Genomic DNA, 20727 nt, shown 5'->3' on the forward strand with positions numbered 1-20727 from the left:
GAGAAGACAATGGCATCCATCGGTCCCAACGAATTCTTCTTCCTGCTGCAAGGCCTGAAATGGACGCTTGCGCTGACCATAATCGGTTTTATCGGCGGCGGCATCTTCGGCCTTTGTGTGGCGCTTGCCCGCGTCGCGGACAGCACGGCGATCCAGAGGGCGAGCACGGCATTCATCGCCGTTTTCCAGGGCACGCCGCTCCTGATGCAGCTTTTTGTGGTCTATTACGGCGTGGCGCTTGCGGGCCTCAATGTCGATGCCTGGGTCGCGGTCGCCATTGCTTTTACGCTGCATGCCAGCGCCTTCCTTGGCGAAATATGGCGCGGCGGCATCCAGGCGGTGCCGAAAGGCCAGACGGAGGCCGCCAATGCGCTCGGCCTGCACTATATCTCGCGCATGAAGGACGTAGTTCTGCCGCAGGCCTTCAAGATTTCGCTGCCCGCCACCATCGGTTTCCTCGTGCAGCTCATCAAGGGCACTTCGCTTGCGGCCATTGTTGGCTTCGTCGAGCTATCGCGCGCCGGCCAGATCGTCTCCAACCAGACGTTCCGCCCGCTCACCGTCTTCGCCATCGTCGGCATCATGTATTTCCTGATCTGCTGGCCGCTTTCCCTGTGGGGCGCCAGCGTTGAAAAGCGGCTGCAGACCGCAACCCGCTAAGTCTCGAAAACTCATCAGCTTTGTAAGGAGGAGCAAAAGATGAAAACCACCAGCATGAAATTCTCTCGTCGCGCCCTGCTCGCGCTTGCCGCGGCAACGGTTGCCCTGCCCTTCGTCGCACCGGTCGATGCTTTCGCCGGTACGGTGGAAGAGGCCAAGGCCAAGGGCAAGGTCGTCATCGGCATTCAGGGCGACAACTCACCGTGGGGCTTCGTTAATTCCAGCGGCGTGCAGGACGGCCTCGATGCCGATATCGGCAAGGCCTTTGCCGATTATCTCGGGGTCAAGGTTGAGTTCGTACCGCTCGCCGTGGCGAACCGCATTCCGGCCCTTCTGACCGGCAAGGTCGACCTGCTATTCGCAACCATGGGCATGACGGCCGAACGCGCCAAGACCATTCAATATTCTAAGCCCTATGCCGGCAACGTGCTCTCGGTCTATGGCCCGAAGGACAAGAAGATCACCGGCTATGACGATCTGACGGGCATCGCCGTCGGCGTGCCGAAGTCGAGCGCCATGGACACCTCGATCACCGCAGGCGCCGGCTCCAAGGCCAATATCCTGCGCTTCGACGATGACGCCGCCAATATTCAGGCGCTGATTTCCGGCCAGGTCGAGGCCGTCGGCGGCAACCAGTTCTACGGCGACCGCCTGAACAAGGCTGCCGAAGGCAAATACGAACCGAAATTCGACCTGACGACGCTCTACAACGGCGCCGGCACCCGGCCCGGCGAAAAGGACTGGAACGAAACCGTCAACGCCTTCCTCGACAAGATCAAGTCCGACGGCCAGCTCGCCAAGATCTATGACAAGTGGATGAAGCGCGAAGTCCCGGCCTTCCCGGACAGCCTGCCCGACATCCCCTTCACCGTGAAGTAAGCAGGAGATTTCCATGCCGCAATCCGCCGCCGCACAGGTTCCGCTGATAGCCCTCGAAGGGGTTGGAAAGTGGTATGGAGCCTTTCATGCGCTTAAAGACGTCAACATGACGGTTCGCAAGGGCGAAAAAATCGTTCTTTGCGGGCCGTCCGGTTCGGGCAAATCCACGCTCATCCGTTGCATCAACCATCTGGAAGAAATCCAGGAGGGCAAGATCACGGTCGAGGGAACGATGCTGTCCGATTCCAGCCGGGCCATCGATGCGGTTCGCCGCGAAGTGGGCATGGTGTTTCAGAGCTTCAATCTCTTCCCGCACAAGACCATCATGGAAAACTGCACGCTCGCGCCCATGCGGGTGAAGGGCCTGTCGAAAGCCGATGCGGAGGCGACGGCGCGCAAATATCTGGAGCGCGTGCGCATTCTCAACCAGGCAGACAAGTACCCGGCCCAGCTTTCCGGCGGCCAGCAACAGCGCGCGGCGATTGCCCGGGCGCTGTGCATGGAGCCAAAGGCGATGCTGTTCGATGAGCCGACCTCGGCTCTCGACCCTGAAATGGTGAAGGAAGTGCTCGACACCATGATCGGCCTTGCCCGTGACGGCATGACGATGATCTGCGTGACCCATGAAATGGGTTTCGCACGGCAGGTGGCCGACCGGGTGATCTTCATGTCGGAAGGCGAGATCATCGAGGAAGGCCCGCCGGAGGAATTCTTCCGCGATCCCAAGCAACAGCGCACGCGCACGTTCCTCGGTGAAATTCTCGCCCATCACTGAGGTTCGCGCGCTCTTAAGGCGGGCGGGGATAATCCCGCCTCTCCCACACCGTCCGATGAGCGACACCCGATCATGACAGAACAAACATCCTTCAAGGTCGGCCTGATAGGCGCCGACATACAGCTTTCCAAATCGCCCGCGCTGCACATGCGCGAAGGGGCGGCTCACGGCCTCGATTATTCCTACGAGCTAGTGGACGTTACCGCCCGCAAGCTGCCACCGGGCGCCCTTCCCGACCTGCTGGACGAGCTGGAAGCGCGCGGTTTTTCCGGCACCAACATCACCCATCCCTTCAAGCAGGCCGTTATTCCGCATCTGCACGAACTGTCTGACGATGCCCGCATGCTGGGCGCGGTCAATACGGTCGTCTTCCGGGACGGACGCCGCATCGGCCACAACACCGACTGGTACGGCTTTTACGAAAGCTTCGTGCGCGGCCTGCCGGATTCGCGGCGTGACCGGGCGCTTCTGGTCGGCGCGGGTGGCGCGGGCGTTGCGGTGGCCCATGCCGCATTGAAGCTCGACTTCGCCCGTCTCGACATTTTCGACCGGGATTTCCCAAGGGCGGAGCAACTGGCCCGGGAACTCAATGCCCGCTTCGGCGAAGGCCGCGCGCTTGCAGTCAAAGACCCCGCCGCCGCCCTGCCCTTTGCCGATGGCCTGATCCATGCAACGCCGATGGGCATGCCGGCCCATCCCGGCATGCCGGTTCCGGCCGATCTCATCGAACGGCGGCACTGGGTGGCCGATATCGTCTACATGCCGCTTGTCACAGAATTGCTGGCGACGGCAGCGAAAAAGGGCTGTCGAACCCTGCCCGGCGGCGGCATGACGGTGTTTCAGGCCGTCGGCGCATTCCGCCTCTTCTGCGGCCGCGAGCCGGATGCCGGGCGCATGACGGCGCATTTTACCGAGCTTTGCATGGCGGAGGGCGTCGCATGAGCCTTTTCACGGTTCTGAACGGTCCCAACCTCAACCTGCTCGGCCAGCGCCAGCCGGAAATCTATGGTTATGAAACGCTCGCCGATATCGAAGCCAATTGCCGTGCTATCGCTGATGCCACTGGCCACGAGCTGTTTTTTGCCCAGAGCAACCGGGAATATGAGCTGATCGACTGGATTCACGAAGCCCGCGGCAAGTCTTCGGGAATTGTCATCAATCCCGGCGCCTTTACCCACACCTCGGTGGCAATCCTCGATGCGCTCAATGCCTTCGAGGCGCCTGTGATCGAGGTTCACATTTCCAACATCCACAAACGCGAGGTTTTCCGGCACCATTCTTACGTCTCGACCCGCGCCGAAGGCGTGATCGCCGGTCTCGGCATCGAAGGTTATGAAGTGGCGCTGCGCCACCTCATCAACCGTCTTTCGCGCCCGTCGTGATATGGGCGGGCGTCAGCACATAACGCAGCACCATGTCGCTGACATGCCGCGACAATGTCTCCTGGCCCTTGTCCGTATAAAGGCTGTCGCCGAAGATGAACGAGAAGGTTGCAACATTCGAGACATTGAAAAAGGACAGCGCGCTGATCTGCCAGTGCAGTTCCAGTGCATCGATGCCCTCGCGAAAGACGCCGCTTTTCTGGCCGCGCAGCAGCACGCTTTCGAGCGCGTCGATCGCCGGGCGGTTGAGCTGACGGATCGTTTCGGACGACTGCATATGCCGGCCATGGTGGATGTTCTCAATCATCACCATGCGGATGAAAGCCGGATTGCGCCTGTGGTGATCGAAGGTGAACCGACAGAGCTTGTCGAGCGCCGCCGCCGGCTCCAGATCGTCCAGCTCCAGATCGCTTTCGCCGCCGCGCACCTTGGCATAGGCCTCTTCAAGCACACGCTGATAAAGGCTCTGTTTGTCGATGAAATAATAATAAATCATGCGCTTGGAGGTTCGCGTGCGCGCCGCGATCTCATCGATACGCGCGCCGGAAAGTCCGTTTTGCGAAAACTCCTCCATCGCGACCGAAAGAATGTCGCGGCGCACCCCTTCCGGGTCGCGTTTCGCCTGCCGGGTATCGCGGGCGCCGCTCAAGGTCGTGCTTTTGCTCATGCTTCATTCCCTGGACGGGGCTGCCATCCGGCGGCGGCCCCTTTATTAACCAATCAGTACATAATGCTGAAAAGGAAGGCAATATGGCGAGCTATGACACAATAAGACACGGCATGCCAATGCGCACATCCATTGCAACCGTATCGATCAGCGGCGAATTCCCCGAAAAGCTGGCGGCCATCGCCAAGGCGGGCTTTTCCGGCGTTGAGATTTTCGAAAACGATTTCCTGACTTACGACGCCTCGCCGCGCGAGGTGAAGGCCTTGGCCGCCGATCACGGGCTGGATATCACCCTTTTCCAGCCATTCCGCGATTTCGAGGGCATGCCGGAACCGCACCGCGCACGGGCCTTCGAGAGGGCTGAGCGCAAATTCGACATCATGGGCGAACTCGGCACCGATCTGATGCTGATCTGCTCGAATGTCTCGCCGGTCTCGCTCGGCGGCATCGACCGCGCCGCCGCCGATTTCCATCAGCTCGGTGAATTGGCAGCAAAACATGGCGTGCGCGTCGGTTACGAGGCCCTGGCCTGGGGCCGCCATATCAGCGATCACCGCGATGCCTGGGAGGTGGTGCGCCGCGCCGATCACGCCAATGTCGGCATCATTCTCGATAGTTTCCACACGCTGTCGCGCAAGATCGACCCCAATTCGATCCGCTCCATTCCCGGCGACAAGATTTTCATCGTGCAGCTTGCCGATGCGCCGCTGATCGACATGGACCTGCTCTACTGGAGCCGCCACTTCCGCAACATGCCGGGCGAAGGCGATCTGCCGGTGGTGGATTTCATGCGCGCCGTCGCCGCAACCGGTTATAGCGGCCCGCTGTCGCTCGAAATCTTCAACGACCAGTTCCGCGGCGGCTCGGCCCGGCTGCTTGCCGAAGACGGCCACCGCTCGCTCATCAATCTCATGGACCAGGTCCGGCGTCTCGAACCCGACATCCGCATCGATGTGCCATCAATGCCGGAACGAGTGGAGACGGACGGCGTGGAATTCGTCGAATTCACCACGGCACCGGAAGAAAAACCCAATCTGGAAGCCCTTCTCGCCACGCTCGGCTTTGAAAACACCGCCCGGCACCGCAACCGCGATGTCGATCTTTATACGCAGGGCGATATTCGCATTGTCATCAATACCAGCGATGGCGGCGACAGTTTCGCGGGCGCGTCCTATTCCATCCACGGCACCAATGCCTATGCCTTCGGGCTGAAGGTGGATGATGCCGCAGCAGCCCTTGCCCGGGCAGAAGCGCTCGGCGCGCCCACCTTCGCCGAGCCGCGCAATTCAGGCGAAGTCGCCGTTCCCGCCATTCAGGGCGTGGGCAACGGCGTCATCTATTTCCTCGACGGCTCACCAGAGCTTTCCTCCATCTGGGACAAGGAATTTGCGCCCACCGACAACCAAGAACCGGCGGGCGACGCAGGACTGAAGCGGATCGATCACCTCGCGCAAACAACGCATTACGATGAAATGCTGACCTGGCTTCTGTTTTACACCTCGCTGTTTTCCACCCGGCGCACGCCGATGGTCGATGTGGTGGATCCCGGCGGACTGGTGCGCAGCCAGGCGATTGAAAGCGTGCCCTCGCCGCATTTCCGCCTGACCATGAACGGTGCCGACAATCGCAAGACCTTCGCCGGCAAATTTCTGGCCGAGGGCTTCGGCACCAGCATCCAGCACATCGCATTTGCCACCGACGATATCTTCGCCACAGCAAAAGCACTGCAGGCGCGCGGGTTCCACGCCCTGCCGATCTCGCGCAATTATTACGACGATCTGGAAGCCCGTTTCGGGCTGGAACCGGAATTTTCCGATGCGCTCAGGGCGGCAAGCATTCTTTATGACCGCGACGACAATGGCGAATATTTCCAGATATACAGCCGCACCTTCGGGGAAGGTTTCTTCTTCGAAATCATCGAAAGGCGCGGAGCCTATGGCGGTTATGGCGCGATGAACGCCCCCTTCCGCATCGCCGCGCAAAGACGGCTTGCGCCACCGGTCGGTATGCCGAAGGAATAAATCCCGGCACCGAAATACGATCGGGGAAATCCGGACAGGTCGCGGACAGCAGGAATGCCGCTGCGGCCTGTTTTCATTCACGCCAATGTCGTTATCTCATAGTCGCGCGGAATGGCGGAGGTCGCCCTGAACCACTCGGACGCCCGCGTCCGCTCCTGAGGAAAATCGAAGGCAGCACGGTCGGCAAAAAGCTCCTCCACCTGCCAGATCAGGGGATCGTCCGTCTCGGACACTTCGAAGGAAAGACAGCCGGGTTCCTCTCTGGTCAGGCGAAGATGTTCGGGAAGACGGCGCCGGACCAGTTCGACATCGTCCTTCGACAAGCACCGTAAAAATCCGCTCAGCCTGACTGCGCCCGCCTGGTCGTTCATGGCCGGGACTCCATTCCTCATCATTCGTCTCAAAGGTTCTATCGACGATCATTTCGAAATACGCGCATCATTGCGAAGCATTCTTCCAGAACCCGCGCTCAAAATCGGTGCAGCTGCGTATTTGTAGAGCAGTACATAAAAATTGTTCAACACTCTGGACATGATTGTTCGGTTTTGTTAGCTTTTTCGGCAAAACAAGGGTGGGGAATTAGAGTTACATGCGCATCGTCGAATCTGCGTCCTACGCAAATCGTCCGGCCAGCGCCGCTGAGGTTGCCTGCGGCGCTTTGGGGGCATCGAATGTGCCGTTTCAGCGGGCGGCGGCCAACCGGCATTTTGCCGGCAAAACGGCCTGAAACATGCGACTTTTCGTTGCCTTCTCTGCCTTCAGTGCGGTGTCGCCCAGCAGGCGTGCCCGAGACATTTCCCCTTGCTCATTTTCATATGGCCACGCCAGCCTTGCCGCGTGCGCCACGCCGGAGACGCTGACATGACTGCCGCACACGCAAACGCCCTCCTCTCGGTCGAAGGCCTGAGCGTCGAATTTGGCAACAGCCGCGTCGTGGACGATATCTCCTTCCGCGTCGAGCCCGGCCGCACGGTCGCGGTCGTCGGCGAATCCGGATCAGGAAAATCGGTCACCTCGCTTTCCACCATGCGACTTGCGGACATGATGGGCGCGACCTACCCCACCGGCAAAATCCTGTTTGAAGGCAAGGACTTGCTGAAGGCGTCGCAGAAAGAAATGCGCTCGATCCGCGGCAAGGAGATCGCCATGATCTTCCAGGAGCCGATGACCTCGCTCAACCCTGTCTTCACCATCGGCGACCAGATATGCGAAGTGCTTGTGCTGCATGAGAAAATGGGCAAGCAGGCGGCGATGGCGCGGGCGCAGGAGCTTCTCGAAATGGTGCGCCTGCCCGATGCGGCAGAACTTCTGAAACGGTATCCACACCAGCTTTCCGGCGGCATGCGCCAGCGCGTGATGATCGCCATGGCGCTCGCCTGCCGGCCGAAGCTTTTGATCGCCGACGAGCCGACGACAGCGCTTGACGTCACCATTCAGGCGCAGATCCTCAACATCATGCGCGACCTGCAAAAGAAGCTCGGCATGGGCATGGTCTTCATCACCCACGATATGGGCGTGGTGGCGGAAATGGCCGATGACGTGGTCGTCATGTGGAAGGGCAAGAAGGTGGAGGAAGGTCCGGTCAAGGATATATTCGCCAATCCGCAGCACCCTTACACGCGCGCCCTGCTTTCCGCCGTTCCGCGTCTCGGCAGCATGGAAGGCGAAGAGTTTCCCAAGCGCCTGCCCCTCACGGTGTTGCAAGATGGCCAGCCGGTCGTGGTTGGTGAAGAGCGCGTGCAAAACACTGCGAAATATGACGCGAAGCCGCTGCTGTCGGTGAAGGACCTGTTCGTGCGTTTCGATATCCGCAAGAACCTGTTCGGCAAGGCGACCCATCGCCTCAGCGCCGTGCAGAAGGTCAGCTTCGATATTCACGCCGGCGAAACGCTGGCACTGGTGGGCGAATCCGGTTCCGGCAAATCCACCATCGGCCGCACCATCCAGCAGCTGCAGACGGCGGTATCGGGCGAAATTGCCTTCAATGGCCGCAGCTATTCTGAAATGTCGGCGGCGGAGCGCTTTCGCATGCGCCAGGAAGTGCAATATATCTTCCAGGATCCCTTCGCCTCGCTCGATCCGCGCAAGACGGTCGGTTTCTCGATTGCCGAACCGATCAACACCCATGGCTTGATCAACGATCAGAAGGCCGTAAAGCGGCGGGTGGATGAATTGCTGGAGCGTGTGGGCCTCTCCTCCGAACATGCCGCGCGTTATCCGCACGAGTTTTCCGGCGGCCAGCGCCAGCGCGTCTGCATTGCCCGCGCACTGGCTTCCGATCCCAAGCTCATCATTGCAGACGAAGCGCTGTCGGCGCTCGACGTCTCCATTCAGGCGCAGATCATCAATTTGTTCATGGATTTGCAGGCCGAGCGTGGTCTCGCCTATCTCTTCATCAGCCATGACATGGCTGTCGTGGAAAAGATGAGCCACCGCGTCGCGGTGCTTTATCTCGGCCAGATCATGGAAATGGGCAGCCGCCGTCAGGTGTTCGAAACGCCGACGCATGATTATACGCGCCGCCTGCTTTCGGCCGTGCCGGTCGCCGATCCGACCATCGAGCGCCGCATCGCCATGATCGAGGGCGAAATCCCCAATCCCGTGCGCCGTGTCGGCGATGAGCCGGCCATTCTCGCCCATGAGGAAATCAATCCGGGCCACTTCATCGCGAAGAGCGCCTGAATAACAACCAGAACCGCAACCATCTGAAGAGGAACAGGTAGATGACAATAATCAAGAAGGGGATGACGACAACGTTCGTCGCGCTTGCCATGGCCGCATCGGCCTTGACCGCCGCACCGGCTCTTGCCGCCGGCAAGATGACCATTTCCAGCCCGCAGGACCCGGGCAGCTGGGATCCGATCGACACTTTCCTCGTGCAATGGGCTGCCGTCGCCACCAACATCTTCGACGGCCTGACCTATCGCGGCCCGGACCTGAAACTCGTGCCCGGCCTTGCCGAATCCTGGGAAGAGCTGGATGAGGGCAAGCGCATCCGCTTCAAGCTGCGCCAGAACGTCAAGTTCCACAATGGCGAGCCCTTCAACGCCGCCGCGGTCAAGTTCACCTTCGAGCGCCTTCTCGGCGAACAGGGTGCCAAGGGCCCGCAGCGCTCCAACTATGTCGCCATCGAAAGCGTCGATGTCATCGATGACTACACGGTGGACATGAAGCTGAAGGCGCCGGATCCGGTGCTGCTGACCAAGCTTGCCGGTTATGGCGGCATGATCGTTCCGCCGAAGTACATTCAGGAAAAGGGCGAGGACAACTTCAACCTCAACCCGGTTGGCACCGGCGCGTTCAAATTCGTTTCCTACGCACCGAAGACCAACATCAAGCTGGAGGCCAACGCCGACTACTGGGGCGGTGCGCCAAAACTTTCCGAACTGGAATATCGCTTCATTTCCGAGCCGGCGACCGCCGTTGCCGAATTGCAGGCCGGCCGCGTCGATCTCGTCATTCCGCCCACCATCCCGATCGGCATGATCCCGGTTATCCAGGGCGATTCCAAGCTGGAGATTGTCAGCGTGCCCGGCCCGACGGTCGATGCGCTGCGTTTCAACACCCGTGATGGCATCACCGCCGATCCGAAGGTGCGCAAGGCCATCATCATGGCCGTCGACCGTGGCACCATCGTCAAGTCGATCCTCGCCGGTCAGGCCTCCGAGATTGCAAGCTTCCAGAGCGCGCTGTCCTTCGGTTACGATCCGGAGCTGAAGCCGCTGCCCTACGATCCGGAAGGTGCAAAGAAGCTTCTTGCGGAAGCCGGCGTCAAGCCCGGTGCGGCGCTCCAGATCGATATCCGTGGCAATGACGCGACGATGAACGAGGTGGCGCAGGTCATTTCCAGCTATCTGTCCATGGTCGGCATCACCGCCACCATCAAGCCCTATGAGACCAACGTTCTCCTGAACGACATCATCCCGCAGGGCAAGACCGGCGCGATGTTCCAGCAGAAATGGGGCGGCTGGACCTTCGATTACGACAACACGGCCTATTCCATGTATCACTCCGGTGAAAAGTGGAACCCTTACGACAAGGACGAGAAGCTGGACAAAATGCTGGAATCCCAGCGTCCGCTGACCGACCGTGCCGAGCGCGAAAAAATCCTCAAGGAAATCGGCAGCTACACCGCCGAACGCGCGCTCGAAATCCCGCTTTACAACACCAATGCCATTTACGGCATCAACAAGCGGGTCAAGGGTTTCGTGGCACCGCCGGATAACCGCCTGAAGCTGACCGACGTCACCGTCGAATAATCAGGCTGGTTTTTCTGATCAACACACCTTGCCCGCCGCAATGCGGGCAAGGTCGGGTCTCTCTTCAAGGTAAAAAACGTGGCCGGTTTCCTCATCAAGCGATTGCTGCAGGCGATTTTTGTCGTCATCGCCATCACCCTTCTCGTTTCCTTCGCCATCCGCCTCACCGGTGACCCCGCCGTCACCATGTTCCAGGGCGGTGGCAGCATGACGGAAGACGATCTGGCGCGCATCCGCGCAGCGCTCGGCACCGACCGGCCATTCTTCGTGCAATATTTCAGCTTCCTGAAGGGTCTCGTGACGCTCGATTTCGGCCGCAGCTTCACCGGCAGCACGCCCGTCTCGCGCCTGATCGCGGATGCCCTACCCGCAACGCTTCTCCTCGCCTTCATCTCCATGGCGGTCTCGATTGCGCTGTCGATCCCGCTCGGCATCAAGGCCGCAACCTCGCGCGGCAAGACGGCCGATCAGGTGATCCGCATCTTCTCGCTCGTCGGCCTTTCCTTCCCGAATTTCTGGCTGGCCACCATGCTGGTGCTCTTGTTCTCCATCACGCTCGGCTGGCTGCCGCCAAGCGGTATGGGCGGTTTTGCCAGCTACATCATGCCCGCCGTCACCATGGGCGTCATCCTGACGGCTACCAATGTGCGGCTGGTGCGCACGGCCATGCTGGATACGCTGCGCTCGCAATATGTCATGGTGGCGCGCGCAAAGGGGCTGAGCGAAAATAAGGTTCTCTACAAGCACGCGCTGCGCAATTGCGCCATTCCGCTCATCACCTATTTTGGCCTGCAATTCGGCGGGCTGCTCGGCGGCATCGTCGTCATTGAGCGCGTCTTCAACTGGCCGGGCCTCGGCACGCTGGCCTTCGACGCCGTCGGCGCGCGTGATTATCCCGTGCTTCAGGCCGTCATCACCGTGCTGTCGCTGATGATCGTCGGCATCAACCTTCTGGTCGATATCGCCTATGGCCTTGTCGATCCGCGCATCCGCACGGAGTAAGTGACGATGGCTGCCAAAACCTCGCGTCTTTCGCGCTTCACCAATCTCGAATTCGTCCTCGGCGCGTCGCTGACGACAATCATCTGCCTTGCCGTCATCTTTTCCGACGTGCTGTTTCCGGGCGGGGCCGACAAGATCGACCTCATGGCGCGCCTTGCCAAGCCGTTTGCCAATGCCGCCCATCCGCTCGGCACCGATCCGCTGGGGCGTGACGTGCTCGCGCGCGTCGTCGCCGGCGGCAAGATCTCGCTGCTGGTCGGCTTCACCTCCGTCATCGGCGCTGTCATCTTCGGCGTCGCGGTCGGACTGGTGGCCGGTTATTATCGCGGCTTCTGGGACATGCTGGTCATGCGCTTTGCCGATATCCAGCTCGCCATGCCCTTCATCCTGCTCGCCATCACCTTCATCGCCATTGTCGGCGGCAGCCTCACCAACACCATCATCCTCCTGATCGTCTCGCAATGGGTGCAATATGCCCGCCTCGTGCGCGGCTCGGTGCTGACGCTTCGGGAGCGGGAATTTATCCTTTCCGCCCGCGCTATCGGCGTGAAGGACTGGCGCATCATTCTCCAGCACCTGCTGCCGAACCTCATCGGCCCTGTCATCGTGCTGATGACGCTCAATGTCGCCAACAACATCCTGCTCGAAAGCAGCCTCACCTTCCTCGGTCTCGGCGTCGATCCGACCATTCCGAGCTGGGGCGGCATGCTGGCGGATGGACGGACCTATCTGCAAACCGCATGGTGGGTCAGCGTCTTCCCGGGTCTTGCTATCCTTCTGACGGTGCTTGGCCTCAACCTTCTCGGTGACTGGCTGCGCGACAGTCTCGACCCCACCGGCAGAACCTCGAGGTAACAGCGATGAGCCAGATTTTCGACCAGACTTTCGAACGCACGCTGGATACGCTTCTTGCCAATGCCGAACCCGGCCAGTCCTTCGAGGCATGGAGCTTCGATGACGCCAAAAGCCGTCGCGAAGCCGAAAACCGGCTGAAGAAAAAAGGGGTCAGCGCCCGCATCCGCAGCGCCTACAAGCCGCTTCTCTTCACCTTTCTGGAAGAGATCAGCCTCGATGGCGTCGACACCATCGAGGTGCGTTACCCGGTGCACGCCAGCGCGCCGGCCAACCGTTTCCGGTTGGAGGCCTATCCCCTGGCGGCGCTGGTGGGCGATACGAAGATCGACTTCATCGCCCGAAAAGACGACGAGTTCCATTATGATGTTACCCTGAGCCGCAACGGCAAGACGGAAACCCTGAAGGTTCTGGCGCCGAACCGGGTTCACACCGATATCGTCGGCGAAACCAACGTCTCTCCCACCGGCTGGTTCCGGCCTGCCGGCAACGCTTCAGGTGAGCGGCTGGAGACGGATTTCGAACGGCTTTTCGAAGCGGCGATCCAAGCCGTCGCCGACCATGGCTGGGGTGACAACGAGCCCTATTTCGAAGAACTGAACATTCGCGTCACGCATCCAGCCGAAGATCTGCCGCTGGCGGTTGGCGACGAAGTCGTCAGCCTGCGCGAAGCCCTGCATGAAGATTTCTATTTCTCGCTCTTGGAGTTCTTCCAGAAAAAATCCGGCCGCCCGCTTGGCGACCGGGGACTGAAGCCCGGCCAGATCGTACCGGAAATCGTCAAAAGCGAGGGCGAAGTCTCCGTCCGCATCGAGGCTCGCAGGCTCACCACCGTCTTTCTCGATGGTCGCGAACAGGAGATCGATACAGCCAGCGAACCGGTTGCGGCAGGCCAGCTCACGAAGCTGCTTGAAGAAATCGGCGGCGAGGGATTCGAGGCGCGCTCTCGTTCCGGCCGTATTCTTGCCGCCCGGTATGTCACCGGCAGCGATGCCGCCGTGATGATCAGCGGCGGTCAGCACCCTAACGAGACCACAGGCATCGTCGGCGCCATCCGGGCCGCCCGCAGGCTCGCCGGACGCAAGGGCGCGCATTTCACCATTTCGCCGCTGGAAAATCCGGATGGTTACGCCCTGCATCAACGGCTGAGAGCCGACAATCCGCGCCACATGCATCACGCAGCGCGTTACACGGCGCTCGGCGACGATCTCGAATACCGCACGCTGGAAAATTCAGGCAGCCATATCAACGAGAAGGAAATCCGCTTCAAGGCGCAGGACATCAGCGGTGCCAGCCTGCATGTGAACCTGCACGGTTATCCATCTCACGAATGGACCCGACCGCTTTCCGGTTATGTACCGCGCAATTTCGCCATGTGGACGCTACCGAAGGGTTTCTTCCTCATCATCCGCCACCATGCGGACTGGGAAAGGCAGGCCGAGGCCCTGCTCGACCGGGTGACCCGCCATCTTGGCGCCATTCCCGGCCTGCTCGACTACAACAACCGACAGATCGCACTTTATGAAATCCACGCCGGTGAAACCGGTTTTCGCATCATCAACGGCTTCCCGTGCCTGTCGTCCGTCGATGACCGCCACACCGTACCGATGACGCTGATCACCGAATATCCAGACGAGACAATCTACGGCAATGATTTCATCACCGGCCATACCGCGCAAATGGAAACGGTTCTCTCGGCCTATGACGCCTGGCAGGAAATCCTGTCACCACAGGTCGCCTGATAGAGCCAGTCGGAGGCGGCGGGAGCAAAAGCGGCGGGAAAAGACGATAACAAGTCAAACCCGATCAAGCAGGAAGCGGAGCGGTTTTGCATGGTAAGGGCGTGAACCACAGGAGACCCCATGCCCGCTCTCGACAAGCTCATCTGGCAGATCGAAACCGATCTGCACAAGGACCTGACATTGACGGTCCTGTCCGATCGCTGCGCAATCAGTACACATCACATGTGCCGGTTGTTCCAGCTTTCCACCGGCCTGTCGATCATGTCCTACGTCCGGGCACGCCGCCTTTCCAGGGCAGCGGAAACCATCGCGCTGTGCGATGGCGACATCCTCACCGCAGCACTTGATGCGGGATACGGGTCCCATGAGGCGTTCACGCGAGCCTTTGCGAATTATTTCAATGCATTACCGAGCACTGTTCGCAAGGCCCGATCAACCTCGTCCCTTGATCTCATGGAGCCATTAAAAATGAAAACCGACATGTTCGTCGAAGTCCAGCCGCCGGAAATGCGCCGTGCCGACGCCTTTATGGTTGTGGGTCTCAGTACCCCGTGCTCACTGGAGAATAACAGCACCATTCCCGCCCTCTGGCAGCGCTTCAATCTGCGCGAAAGCGAGGTCGAGGAGGTGGTATCCGGGGCCGCCTACGGAGTGTGCAGCGCCGCCGATGAAGCCGGCAACTGCACCTATCTCGCCGGCGTCCAGGCGCTGAAAACAACACCGGGCATGGATCATATAGAGTTGCCCGCACAATCCTACGCGGTCTTCACCCATAACGGACACATCTCGGATCTTCCACGAACGGTCTACACGATCTGGAACAAGGCGTTGCCCGATGCCGGACTGAAAACCGCCGACTCTCCCGATTTCGAACGTTATGACCGGCGCTTCAATCCTGAGACCGGGCGGGGAAGCGTGGAAATCTGGATACCCGTCATCGCCTGAAACAATGGCCTGTAAAGACCATATGCTCCAGCCAGCGTTGGGGCATATGCGCATGGGCCGCCGCCCAACCGGAGACGGTCCGCCTATTTTGCCGACGCGGCGGTGGCGAGCTTCTGGTCCCGCTGCTTCTGCAGCAGCTTCTTGCCCTTGCTGAGAATATGCAAGTTGGCGGCATCCAGCTTGTTATAGGCAGCCTGGATGATATCGAGATCGGAGACATGCCCGACCGCTGCGAGTTTGTACATGACGTCTCCGACGGCGACGTCGATGGTCGGCGCAGGCATGGTGGCGGCGTCCCGCGCGGCGGCCTGAACACCCTCCGCCGTTCCGCCCATGCCGAGATAGAGCGTGAGCGCCTTGCGAAGAAACGCCTCGCGGCGTTCGATCTTGTTGTTGAGTATACTTTCGCCGACGCGATTACGCATCAGCTCAACGGCTCTGTTTTGATATTCGCTCATCAGACACCAAATAAAGTTCAGAAATATTCTTCGCGAGGCTACGAACAATCCCCTTAAAACTGGTTAAGGCGTGGCGTTCGCCTTCGCGTGAACACCATTGCGCACCGAGTTTACCCGAAGCTGTTTTCCCGCGTCTGAAACGACCGGCGACAGAACCGGTTTGAAAATCGTTCAGGCGGCGTTATTGTCCTTTCCGGTTTGGGGCGGGGCGCAACAAAGCCGTTATTGATAACCGTCAGGTTATTTATAACCCCCCTTATTTCATTTTACTTTGGCCGCCGCACTCATCAATCTGACAGCCTGGATCGGTGGACGGGAGCCACGGATCAATTGGGAGGAAGTCATGAAAATGCGGATCACCGCCGCCATCGCGGCCATTTGTTTTAGTTCCGTTGCCTATGCCGATACGATCAAGGTGGGTGTAGTCGGTCCGTTCTCCGGCCCCTTCGCGTTGCAGGGCAAGAACTTCAAGGCCGGCATCGACGCCTGGTTCGCCCTTCACGGCAACAAGGTCGGCGACGATACGGTTGAAATCGTCTATCGCGATGTTCCGCAGGCCGATCCGGCGCAGTCCAAGGCGCTGGCGCAGGAGCTGGTGGTCAAGGAAGGCGTGCAATATCTCGCCGGCTTTTATTTCACCCCCGACGCCATGGCGGTTACGCCGCTTCTGAAGCAGGGCAATGTGCCGATGGTCATCATGAATGCCGCCACTTCGGCCATCGTGACCAAGAGCCCCTATGTGGTGCGCACCTCGTTCACCACCTGGCAGACCTCCACCCCCATCGCCAAGGTGGCCTTTGACGGCGGCGTGACGAAGGTCATTTCGCTGGTCAGCGATTACGGCCCGGGCGTCGACGCCGAAAACGCCTTCAAGGCAGCCTTCACCGCCGCCGGCGGCGAAGTGGTGGAAACCATCCGCATGCCGCTTTCCACCAATGATTTCAGCCCGATCATGCAGCGCGTGAAGGATTCCGGCGCTCAAGGCGTCTTCGCCTTCCTGCCGTCGGGCCCGACCACGCTCGGCTTCGTCAAGGCCTTCAACGATAACGGCCTGAAATCTTCAGGCGTCAAACTTTTCGCACCGGGTGATCTGACACAGGAATCCGATCTGCCGGCGCTCGGCGAGGCAGCACTCGGCATGCAGACGACCTTCCATTACGCTGTCTCGCATGATTCCGCTGAGAACAAGACCTTCGTGGAAGCCGCCACCAAGGCGATCGGCAATCCGAAGGAACTGTCCTTCCCTTCCGTTGGCGCCTTTGACGGCATGTACGTCATCAGCAAGATGATCGAGGCCACCGGCGGCAAGCAGGATGCGGAAAAGGCGGTGGACGCGGTAAAGGGTCTTTCCTGGACAAGCCCGCGTGGCCCGGTCAGCATCGATCCGGAAAGCCGCCACATCACGCAGAACATCTATCTGCGCGAAGTGGCCAAGGGCGATGACGGCAATTATTACAACAAGGAAGTCCAGACCTTCGAAAAACAGGGTGATCCGGGCCTCGCCGCCGCGAAGTAAAGAGCAGTTTTGACGACGTTGTCGGGTCGCCAATAGCGGCCCGTCTCCGGCCCGGATGGGCATTGCAGCACCGGGAGGAGCTTTTCAGCATGCAGACGGTCTTCAGCATCCTTGTCGATGCGCTTGCCTATGGCATGGTCCTGTTCATCATCTCCATCGGCCTTTCGGTTACGATGGGGCTGATGCGGGTGGTCAATCTGGCGCATGGCGCTTTCGCCATGATCGGCGGTTACCTCGCCTCCTATGCCGCCCACGGCCTCGGTCTCGGTTACGCCGTGGCGATCCTCGTCGCCATCGTCGGCACCATCGTCATCGCCATTCCGCTCGAACGTTTCCTCTATCGCCGCATCTATGGCGCGCCGGAGCTGACGCAGGTGCTAATGACCATCGGCATCACGTTTTGCATCATCGGCATCGCCAATTTCGTCTTTGGCCCAACGCTGAAGACCATTCCCTTGCCGCAGCAACTAGCCGGCCCCACCGATCTCGGCTTCCGCACCATTGCCACGCACCGCATCTTCGCCATTGCCTGTGGGCTGGCCGTGGCCGGCGCATTGTGGTTCACCTTCGAAAAGACGGCCTTCGGCATCAAGCTGCGCGCAGCCGTCGATAATGCCGCCATGGCGGCCGCACTCGGCGTGCGCACCGAAATCATCTACGCCGTCAGCTTTGCCATCGCCGTCGGCCTTGCCGCCATGGGCGGCGTCATCGGCGCGGAACTTTTGCCGGTCGAACCCTATTATGCGCTGCGCTACATGGTGACCTTCCTGGTGGTGGTCTCGGTTGGTGGCGCAGGCTCCATTCCCGGCGCGCTGATCGCCTGTCTTCTGCTCGGCGCGATCGACACGACCGGGCGGTATCTTGCTCCTGAATATGGCGAATTCTTCTTTTACCTGGCGGTCATCGTGATCATCACGCTGTTCCCGCGCGGCCTTCTTGGAAGGGCGAAATGAGATGGCGGTGCTCATGAACGACGTGACTGAAACGGCAGAGATCCCGAAGGCGCGCTCACCGCTGCGCACGCTTGCGGGACCGCTCCTCATCATTATGGCCGCGATTGCCGGTTATTATCTGTTTCCGGATAATCTGGCGCTTCTGACCCGCATCATCGCCATCGCGCTGCTGGTGCTGTCGATTGATCTTGTTACCGGCTATTGCGGCGTCGCGACACTTGGCCATGCCGCGCTCTTCGGCGCGGGCGCCTATGCCGCCGGCATTGCCGCGGCCCATTTCGAGATCACCGATCCGCTACTGATGACCTTGATCGGCGCAGGCGCGGGCGGCGTGGCCGGGTTGGTCTCCGGTACCGTTCTCTTGCGCGCCCACGGCCTGCCGCAGCTCGTTCTTTCCATCGCCGTCATTCACCTGTTCCACGAGGCCGCCAACAAAGCCTCTGGCTGGACCGGCGGCAGCGACGGGCTATCGGGCGTCTCTCCCGACGCCCTGTTCGGTACTTTCGAATTCGATCTTTTCGGCCGCACCGCCTATATCTATGGCGTCTGTCTGCTGCTCCTCGTGTTCCTCGCCCTCAAGGTTGTGGTCAATTCGCCCTTCGGCATGTTGTGCCGCGGCGTCAAGCAGGACAGCATCCGCATCCAGGCCATGGGCGGTTCGGTCAATGGCACTATTTTGAAGATGTTCGTCATATCGGGCATCGTCGCCGGCATTGGCGGCGCGCTGAACGCCATCTCCACCCAGGTCGTCGGTCTCGACAGCCTCAGCTTCACGCTTTCAGCCGAAGGGCTGGTCATGCTGGTGCTCGGTGGCGCAGGTTCGCTTTACGGGGCGCTGATCGGCACCGTCACATTCATGTGGTTCGAGGATGTGGTTTCCGCCGCCAACCCGTTCCACTGGCTCACCATTGTCGGCCTGCTGCTGATTGCCGTCGTGCTGTTTGCGCCGCGCGGGCTTTATGGCGCGGGTGAAGACATCATTGCGCGCATTCGTGGAGGTCGCAAATGAGCGCCATTTTCGAAGTCTCCGGCCTCAAGAAAAATTTCGGCGGCCTCGTCGTTACCAATAATGTGTCGATGTCGCTTTCGCCGGGAGACCGCACGGTGCTGATCGGCCCCAATGGCGCCGGCAAGACCACCTTCGTCAATCTTGTCACCGGCAATATCAAGCCCTCGGCCGGAACGGTGCGCATCGCCGGCGAGGATGTGACCGGCCTCAGCGCCAGCCAGCGGGTGAAGCGCGGCCTCGTCCGTTCGTTCCAGGTCACAAGGTTGTTTCAGGACATGACGCCGGAGGAACATGTGGCGCTTGCCATTCTCCAGCGCGAAGGCAAGACGGGCCGGATTTTCGGCCGATACCGCGCCATGCCCTCGGTCATGAGCGAAGCCCGCGACATTCTCGGCACGCTCGGCCTTCTGGCGCTTGCCGAAACTCGGGTGCGCGAAATCGCCTATGGCCAGCAGCGTCTGATCGAGATCGCGCTGGCCATGGCGCTTCGCCCGAAAATCCTGCTGCTCGACGAACCCGCCGCCGGCGTGCCTTCCACGGAAACGGCGCGCATCGAACAGGCGCTCGACCGGCTGCCGGCTGATCTCGCCATATTGATGATCGAACACGACATGGATCTGGTTTTCCGGTTTGCCAAACGTGTGGTGGTGCTCGCCGCAGGCGCCGTCATCTTCGACGGCTCGCCGGAAGACGTCACCAGCAATGCGGAAGTCCGCCAAGCCTATCTGGGAAGTTACGCCGATGCCCGCAGCGCCGCTTGAAATCACCAACCTCACCGCCGGTTACGGCCCGACAAGGGTCATCGAGGGCCTGTCGCTTTCCGTGCCGTCGGGCTCGCGTTTTGCCGTGCTCGGCCGCAATGGCGTCGGCAAGACCAGCCTCTTCGCCACACTGGCCGGCCAGACGAAACGCTTCGCCGGCGATATCCGCATCGGTGGGCAGGACATCGCCGCTTTGCCGAGTGCCGCCCGCGCCAAAGCCGGCCTCGGTTACGTGCCGCAGACGCGGGATGTATTCCCGACGCTTACCGTCGAGGAGAACCTGTTTGTCGGCCTCAAGGCTCGGCCAAAATCGGCCATCGAGGAAGCCTACACGCTGTTTCCGCGCCTCAAAGAGCGCCGCCGCAATCTCGGCTCGCAGCTCTCCGGCGGCGAACAGCAGATGCTTTCCACGGCCCGCAGCATTCTTGGCCAGCCGCGCGTGCTGCTGCTCGACGAACCGCTCGAAGGTCTCGCTCCCGTCATCTGCGAGGAGCTGATGGCAGCCTTCTCCAAGCTCGCCCAATCCGGCGAAATGACCATCCTCCTCGTCGAACAGCGCATCCAGATGGCCATCGACTTCGCCGACCACGCCATCATCATGGAACGCGGCCGCATCGTCTGGGAAGGGCCATCCAGCGATCTTGCGGAAAACCCTGATATTATCGATACGCATCTCGGAGTTGGCGGGCTGCACTAATTTGAAACGCAATTCACCCTCAGCCCGTCATTCCGGCTTTGCGTCGGAATGACGGAAGCAATGCCACGCGAGCACCACCCGGCCTCATTTACCGTTTCCTAAAAAACCCAATGGAATAAAAATTCCACTGCAGTTAAAGTGCACACGAT

Annotated in this window: 20 protein-coding genes; 17 read left to right on the forward strand and 3 right to left on the reverse strand. The window is 60.4% G+C overall.

Annotated features, from left to right (window positions below; genetic code table 11):
* Positions 1–9 precede the first annotated feature (9 nt).
* The 5 genes from ACQZ48_RS14910 (at position 10) to aroQ (ending at position 3696) form a co-directional block, all read left to right on the forward strand.
* Entirely contained in the window at positions 10–660 is a 651-nt protein-coding gene (locus tag ACQZ48_RS14910) for an amino acid ABC transporter permease (protein ID WP_173991540.1), read from the forward strand.
* 39 nt (positions 661–699) lie between these two features.
* Entirely contained in the window at positions 700–1539 is an 840-nt protein-coding gene (locus tag ACQZ48_RS14915; RefSeq protein WP_269826623.1) for a transporter substrate-binding domain-containing protein, read from the forward strand.
* Positions 1540–1552: 13 nt separating this feature from the next.
* Complete coding sequence (locus tag ACQZ48_RS14920) at positions 1553–2314, forward strand: amino acid ABC transporter ATP-binding protein (RefSeq protein ID WP_077984031.1); 762 nt, start codon at positions 1553–1555, stop codon at positions 2312–2314.
* Positions 2315–2386: 72 nt separating this feature from the next.
* Positions 2387–3256 (forward strand): shikimate dehydrogenase, encoded by an 870-nt coding sequence (locus ACQZ48_RS14925; protein ID WP_448728943.1) that lies wholly within the window; start codon positions 2387–2389, stop codon positions 3254–3256.
* Complete coding sequence (gene aroQ / locus ACQZ48_RS14930) at positions 3253–3696, forward strand: type II 3-dehydroquinate dehydratase (RefSeq protein WP_448728944.1); 444 nt, start codon at positions 3253–3255, stop codon at positions 3694–3696. The genes ACQZ48_RS14925 and aroQ overlap by 4 nt, the downstream gene beginning before the upstream one ends.
* Here aroQ and ACQZ48_RS14935 read toward each other — a convergent pair.
* On the reverse strand, positions 3671–4363 hold the full coding sequence (locus tag ACQZ48_RS14935) for a TetR/AcrR family transcriptional regulator (RefSeq protein ID WP_448728945.1): 693 nt from the start codon (positions 4361–4363) through the stop codon (positions 3671–3673). The genes aroQ and ACQZ48_RS14935 overlap by 26 nt on opposite strands.
* 119 nt (positions 4364–4482) lie before the next feature.
* Between ACQZ48_RS14935 and ACQZ48_RS14940 the strand changes: the two genes are divergently transcribed.
* Entirely contained in the window at positions 4483–6384 is a 1902-nt protein-coding gene (locus tag ACQZ48_RS14940; RefSeq protein WP_448729029.1) for a bifunctional sugar phosphate isomerase/epimerase/4-hydroxyphenylpyruvate dioxygenase family protein, read from the forward strand.
* A gap of 77 nt (positions 6385–6461) precedes the next feature.
* Here ACQZ48_RS14940 and ACQZ48_RS14945 read toward each other — a convergent pair whose 3' ends face one another.
* Positions 6462–6755: a putative quinol monooxygenase gene (locus tag ACQZ48_RS14945; protein WP_448728946.1), complete on the reverse strand. Its 294-nt coding sequence runs from the start codon at positions 6753–6755 to the stop codon at positions 6462–6464.
* Positions 6756–7245: 490 nt separating this feature from the next.
* On the opposite strand from ACQZ48_RS14945, the gene ACQZ48_RS14950 reads away from it, so the two are divergent.
* From ACQZ48_RS14950 to ACQZ48_RS14975, 6 genes are all read left to right on the forward strand, one after another.
* Positions 7246–9066, forward strand: coding sequence for an ABC transporter ATP-binding protein (locus ACQZ48_RS14950; RefSeq protein WP_077984136.1), 1821 nt, complete (start codon positions 7246–7248; stop codon positions 9064–9066).
* A 41-nt stretch (positions 9067–9107) separates the two neighbouring features.
* Positions 9108–10643: an ABC transporter substrate-binding protein gene (locus ACQZ48_RS14955; protein ID WP_077984037.1), complete on the forward strand. Its 1536-nt coding sequence runs from the start codon at positions 9108–9110 to the stop codon at positions 10641–10643.
* Positions 10644–10721: 78 nt separating this feature from the next.
* On the forward strand, positions 10722–11645 hold the full coding sequence (locus tag ACQZ48_RS14960; RefSeq protein WP_003519820.1) for an ABC transporter permease: 924 nt from the start codon (positions 10722–10724) through the stop codon (positions 11643–11645).
* Positions 11646–11651: 6 nt separating this feature from the next.
* On the forward strand, positions 11652–12500 hold the full coding sequence (locus tag ACQZ48_RS14965) for an ABC transporter permease (protein ID WP_077984038.1): 849 nt from the start codon (positions 11652–11654) through the stop codon (positions 12498–12500).
* Positions 12501–12505: 5 nt separating this feature from the next.
* The gene (locus ACQZ48_RS14970) at positions 12506–14239 is read left to right on the forward strand and encodes a M14 family metallopeptidase (RefSeq protein ID WP_077984039.1); all 1734 of its coding nucleotides are present in this window, start codon (positions 12506–12508) and stop codon (positions 14237–14239) included.
* A gap of 120 nt (positions 14240–14359) precedes the next feature.
* Positions 14360–15184, forward strand: a complete 825-nt coding sequence (locus ACQZ48_RS14975) for an AraC family transcriptional regulator (RefSeq protein WP_448728947.1) — start codon at positions 14360–14362, stop codon at positions 15182–15184.
* 83 nt (positions 15185–15267) lie between these two features.
* Here ACQZ48_RS14975 and ACQZ48_RS14980 read toward each other — a convergent pair whose 3' ends face one another.
* On the reverse strand, positions 15268–15642 hold the full coding sequence (locus tag ACQZ48_RS14980; RefSeq protein ID WP_448728948.1) for a hypothetical protein: 375 nt from the start codon (positions 15640–15642) through the stop codon (positions 15268–15270).
* A 343-nt stretch (positions 15643–15985) separates the two neighbouring features.
* Between ACQZ48_RS14980 and ACQZ48_RS14985 the strand changes: the two genes are divergently transcribed.
* The 5 genes from ACQZ48_RS14985 (at position 15986) to ACQZ48_RS15005 (ending at position 20578) form a co-directional block, all read left to right on the forward strand.
* Positions 15986–17158, forward strand: a complete 1173-nt coding sequence (locus ACQZ48_RS14985) for an ABC transporter substrate-binding protein (RefSeq protein WP_448728949.1) — start codon at positions 15986–15988, stop codon at positions 17156–17158.
* 89 nt (positions 17159–17247) lie between these two features.
* Positions 17248–18111 carry a branched-chain amino acid ABC transporter permease gene (locus ACQZ48_RS14990; protein WP_077984042.1) on the forward strand — a complete coding sequence of 288 codons (864 nt, stop codon included), beginning with the start codon at positions 17248–17250 and terminating at the stop codon, positions 18109–18111.
* Position 18112: 1 nt separating this feature from the next.
* On the forward strand, positions 18113–19120 hold the full coding sequence (locus ACQZ48_RS14995) for a branched-chain amino acid ABC transporter permease (RefSeq protein WP_142913125.1): 1008 nt from the start codon (positions 18113–18115) through the stop codon (positions 19118–19120).
* Positions 19117–19881 (forward strand): ABC transporter ATP-binding protein, encoded by a 765-nt coding sequence (locus ACQZ48_RS15000; protein WP_077984044.1) that lies wholly within the window; start codon positions 19117–19119, stop codon positions 19879–19881. The genes ACQZ48_RS14995 and ACQZ48_RS15000 overlap by 4 nt, the downstream gene beginning before the upstream one ends.
* Positions 19862–20578 (forward strand): ABC transporter ATP-binding protein, encoded by a 717-nt coding sequence (locus tag ACQZ48_RS15005; RefSeq protein WP_077984045.1) that lies wholly within the window; start codon positions 19862–19864, stop codon positions 20576–20578. The genes ACQZ48_RS15000 and ACQZ48_RS15005 overlap by 20 nt, the downstream gene beginning before the upstream one ends.
* The last annotated feature ends 149 nt before the right edge of the window (positions 20579–20727 follow it).

This window comes from Agrobacterium sp. 22-209-1 (genome assembly GCF_053522485.1).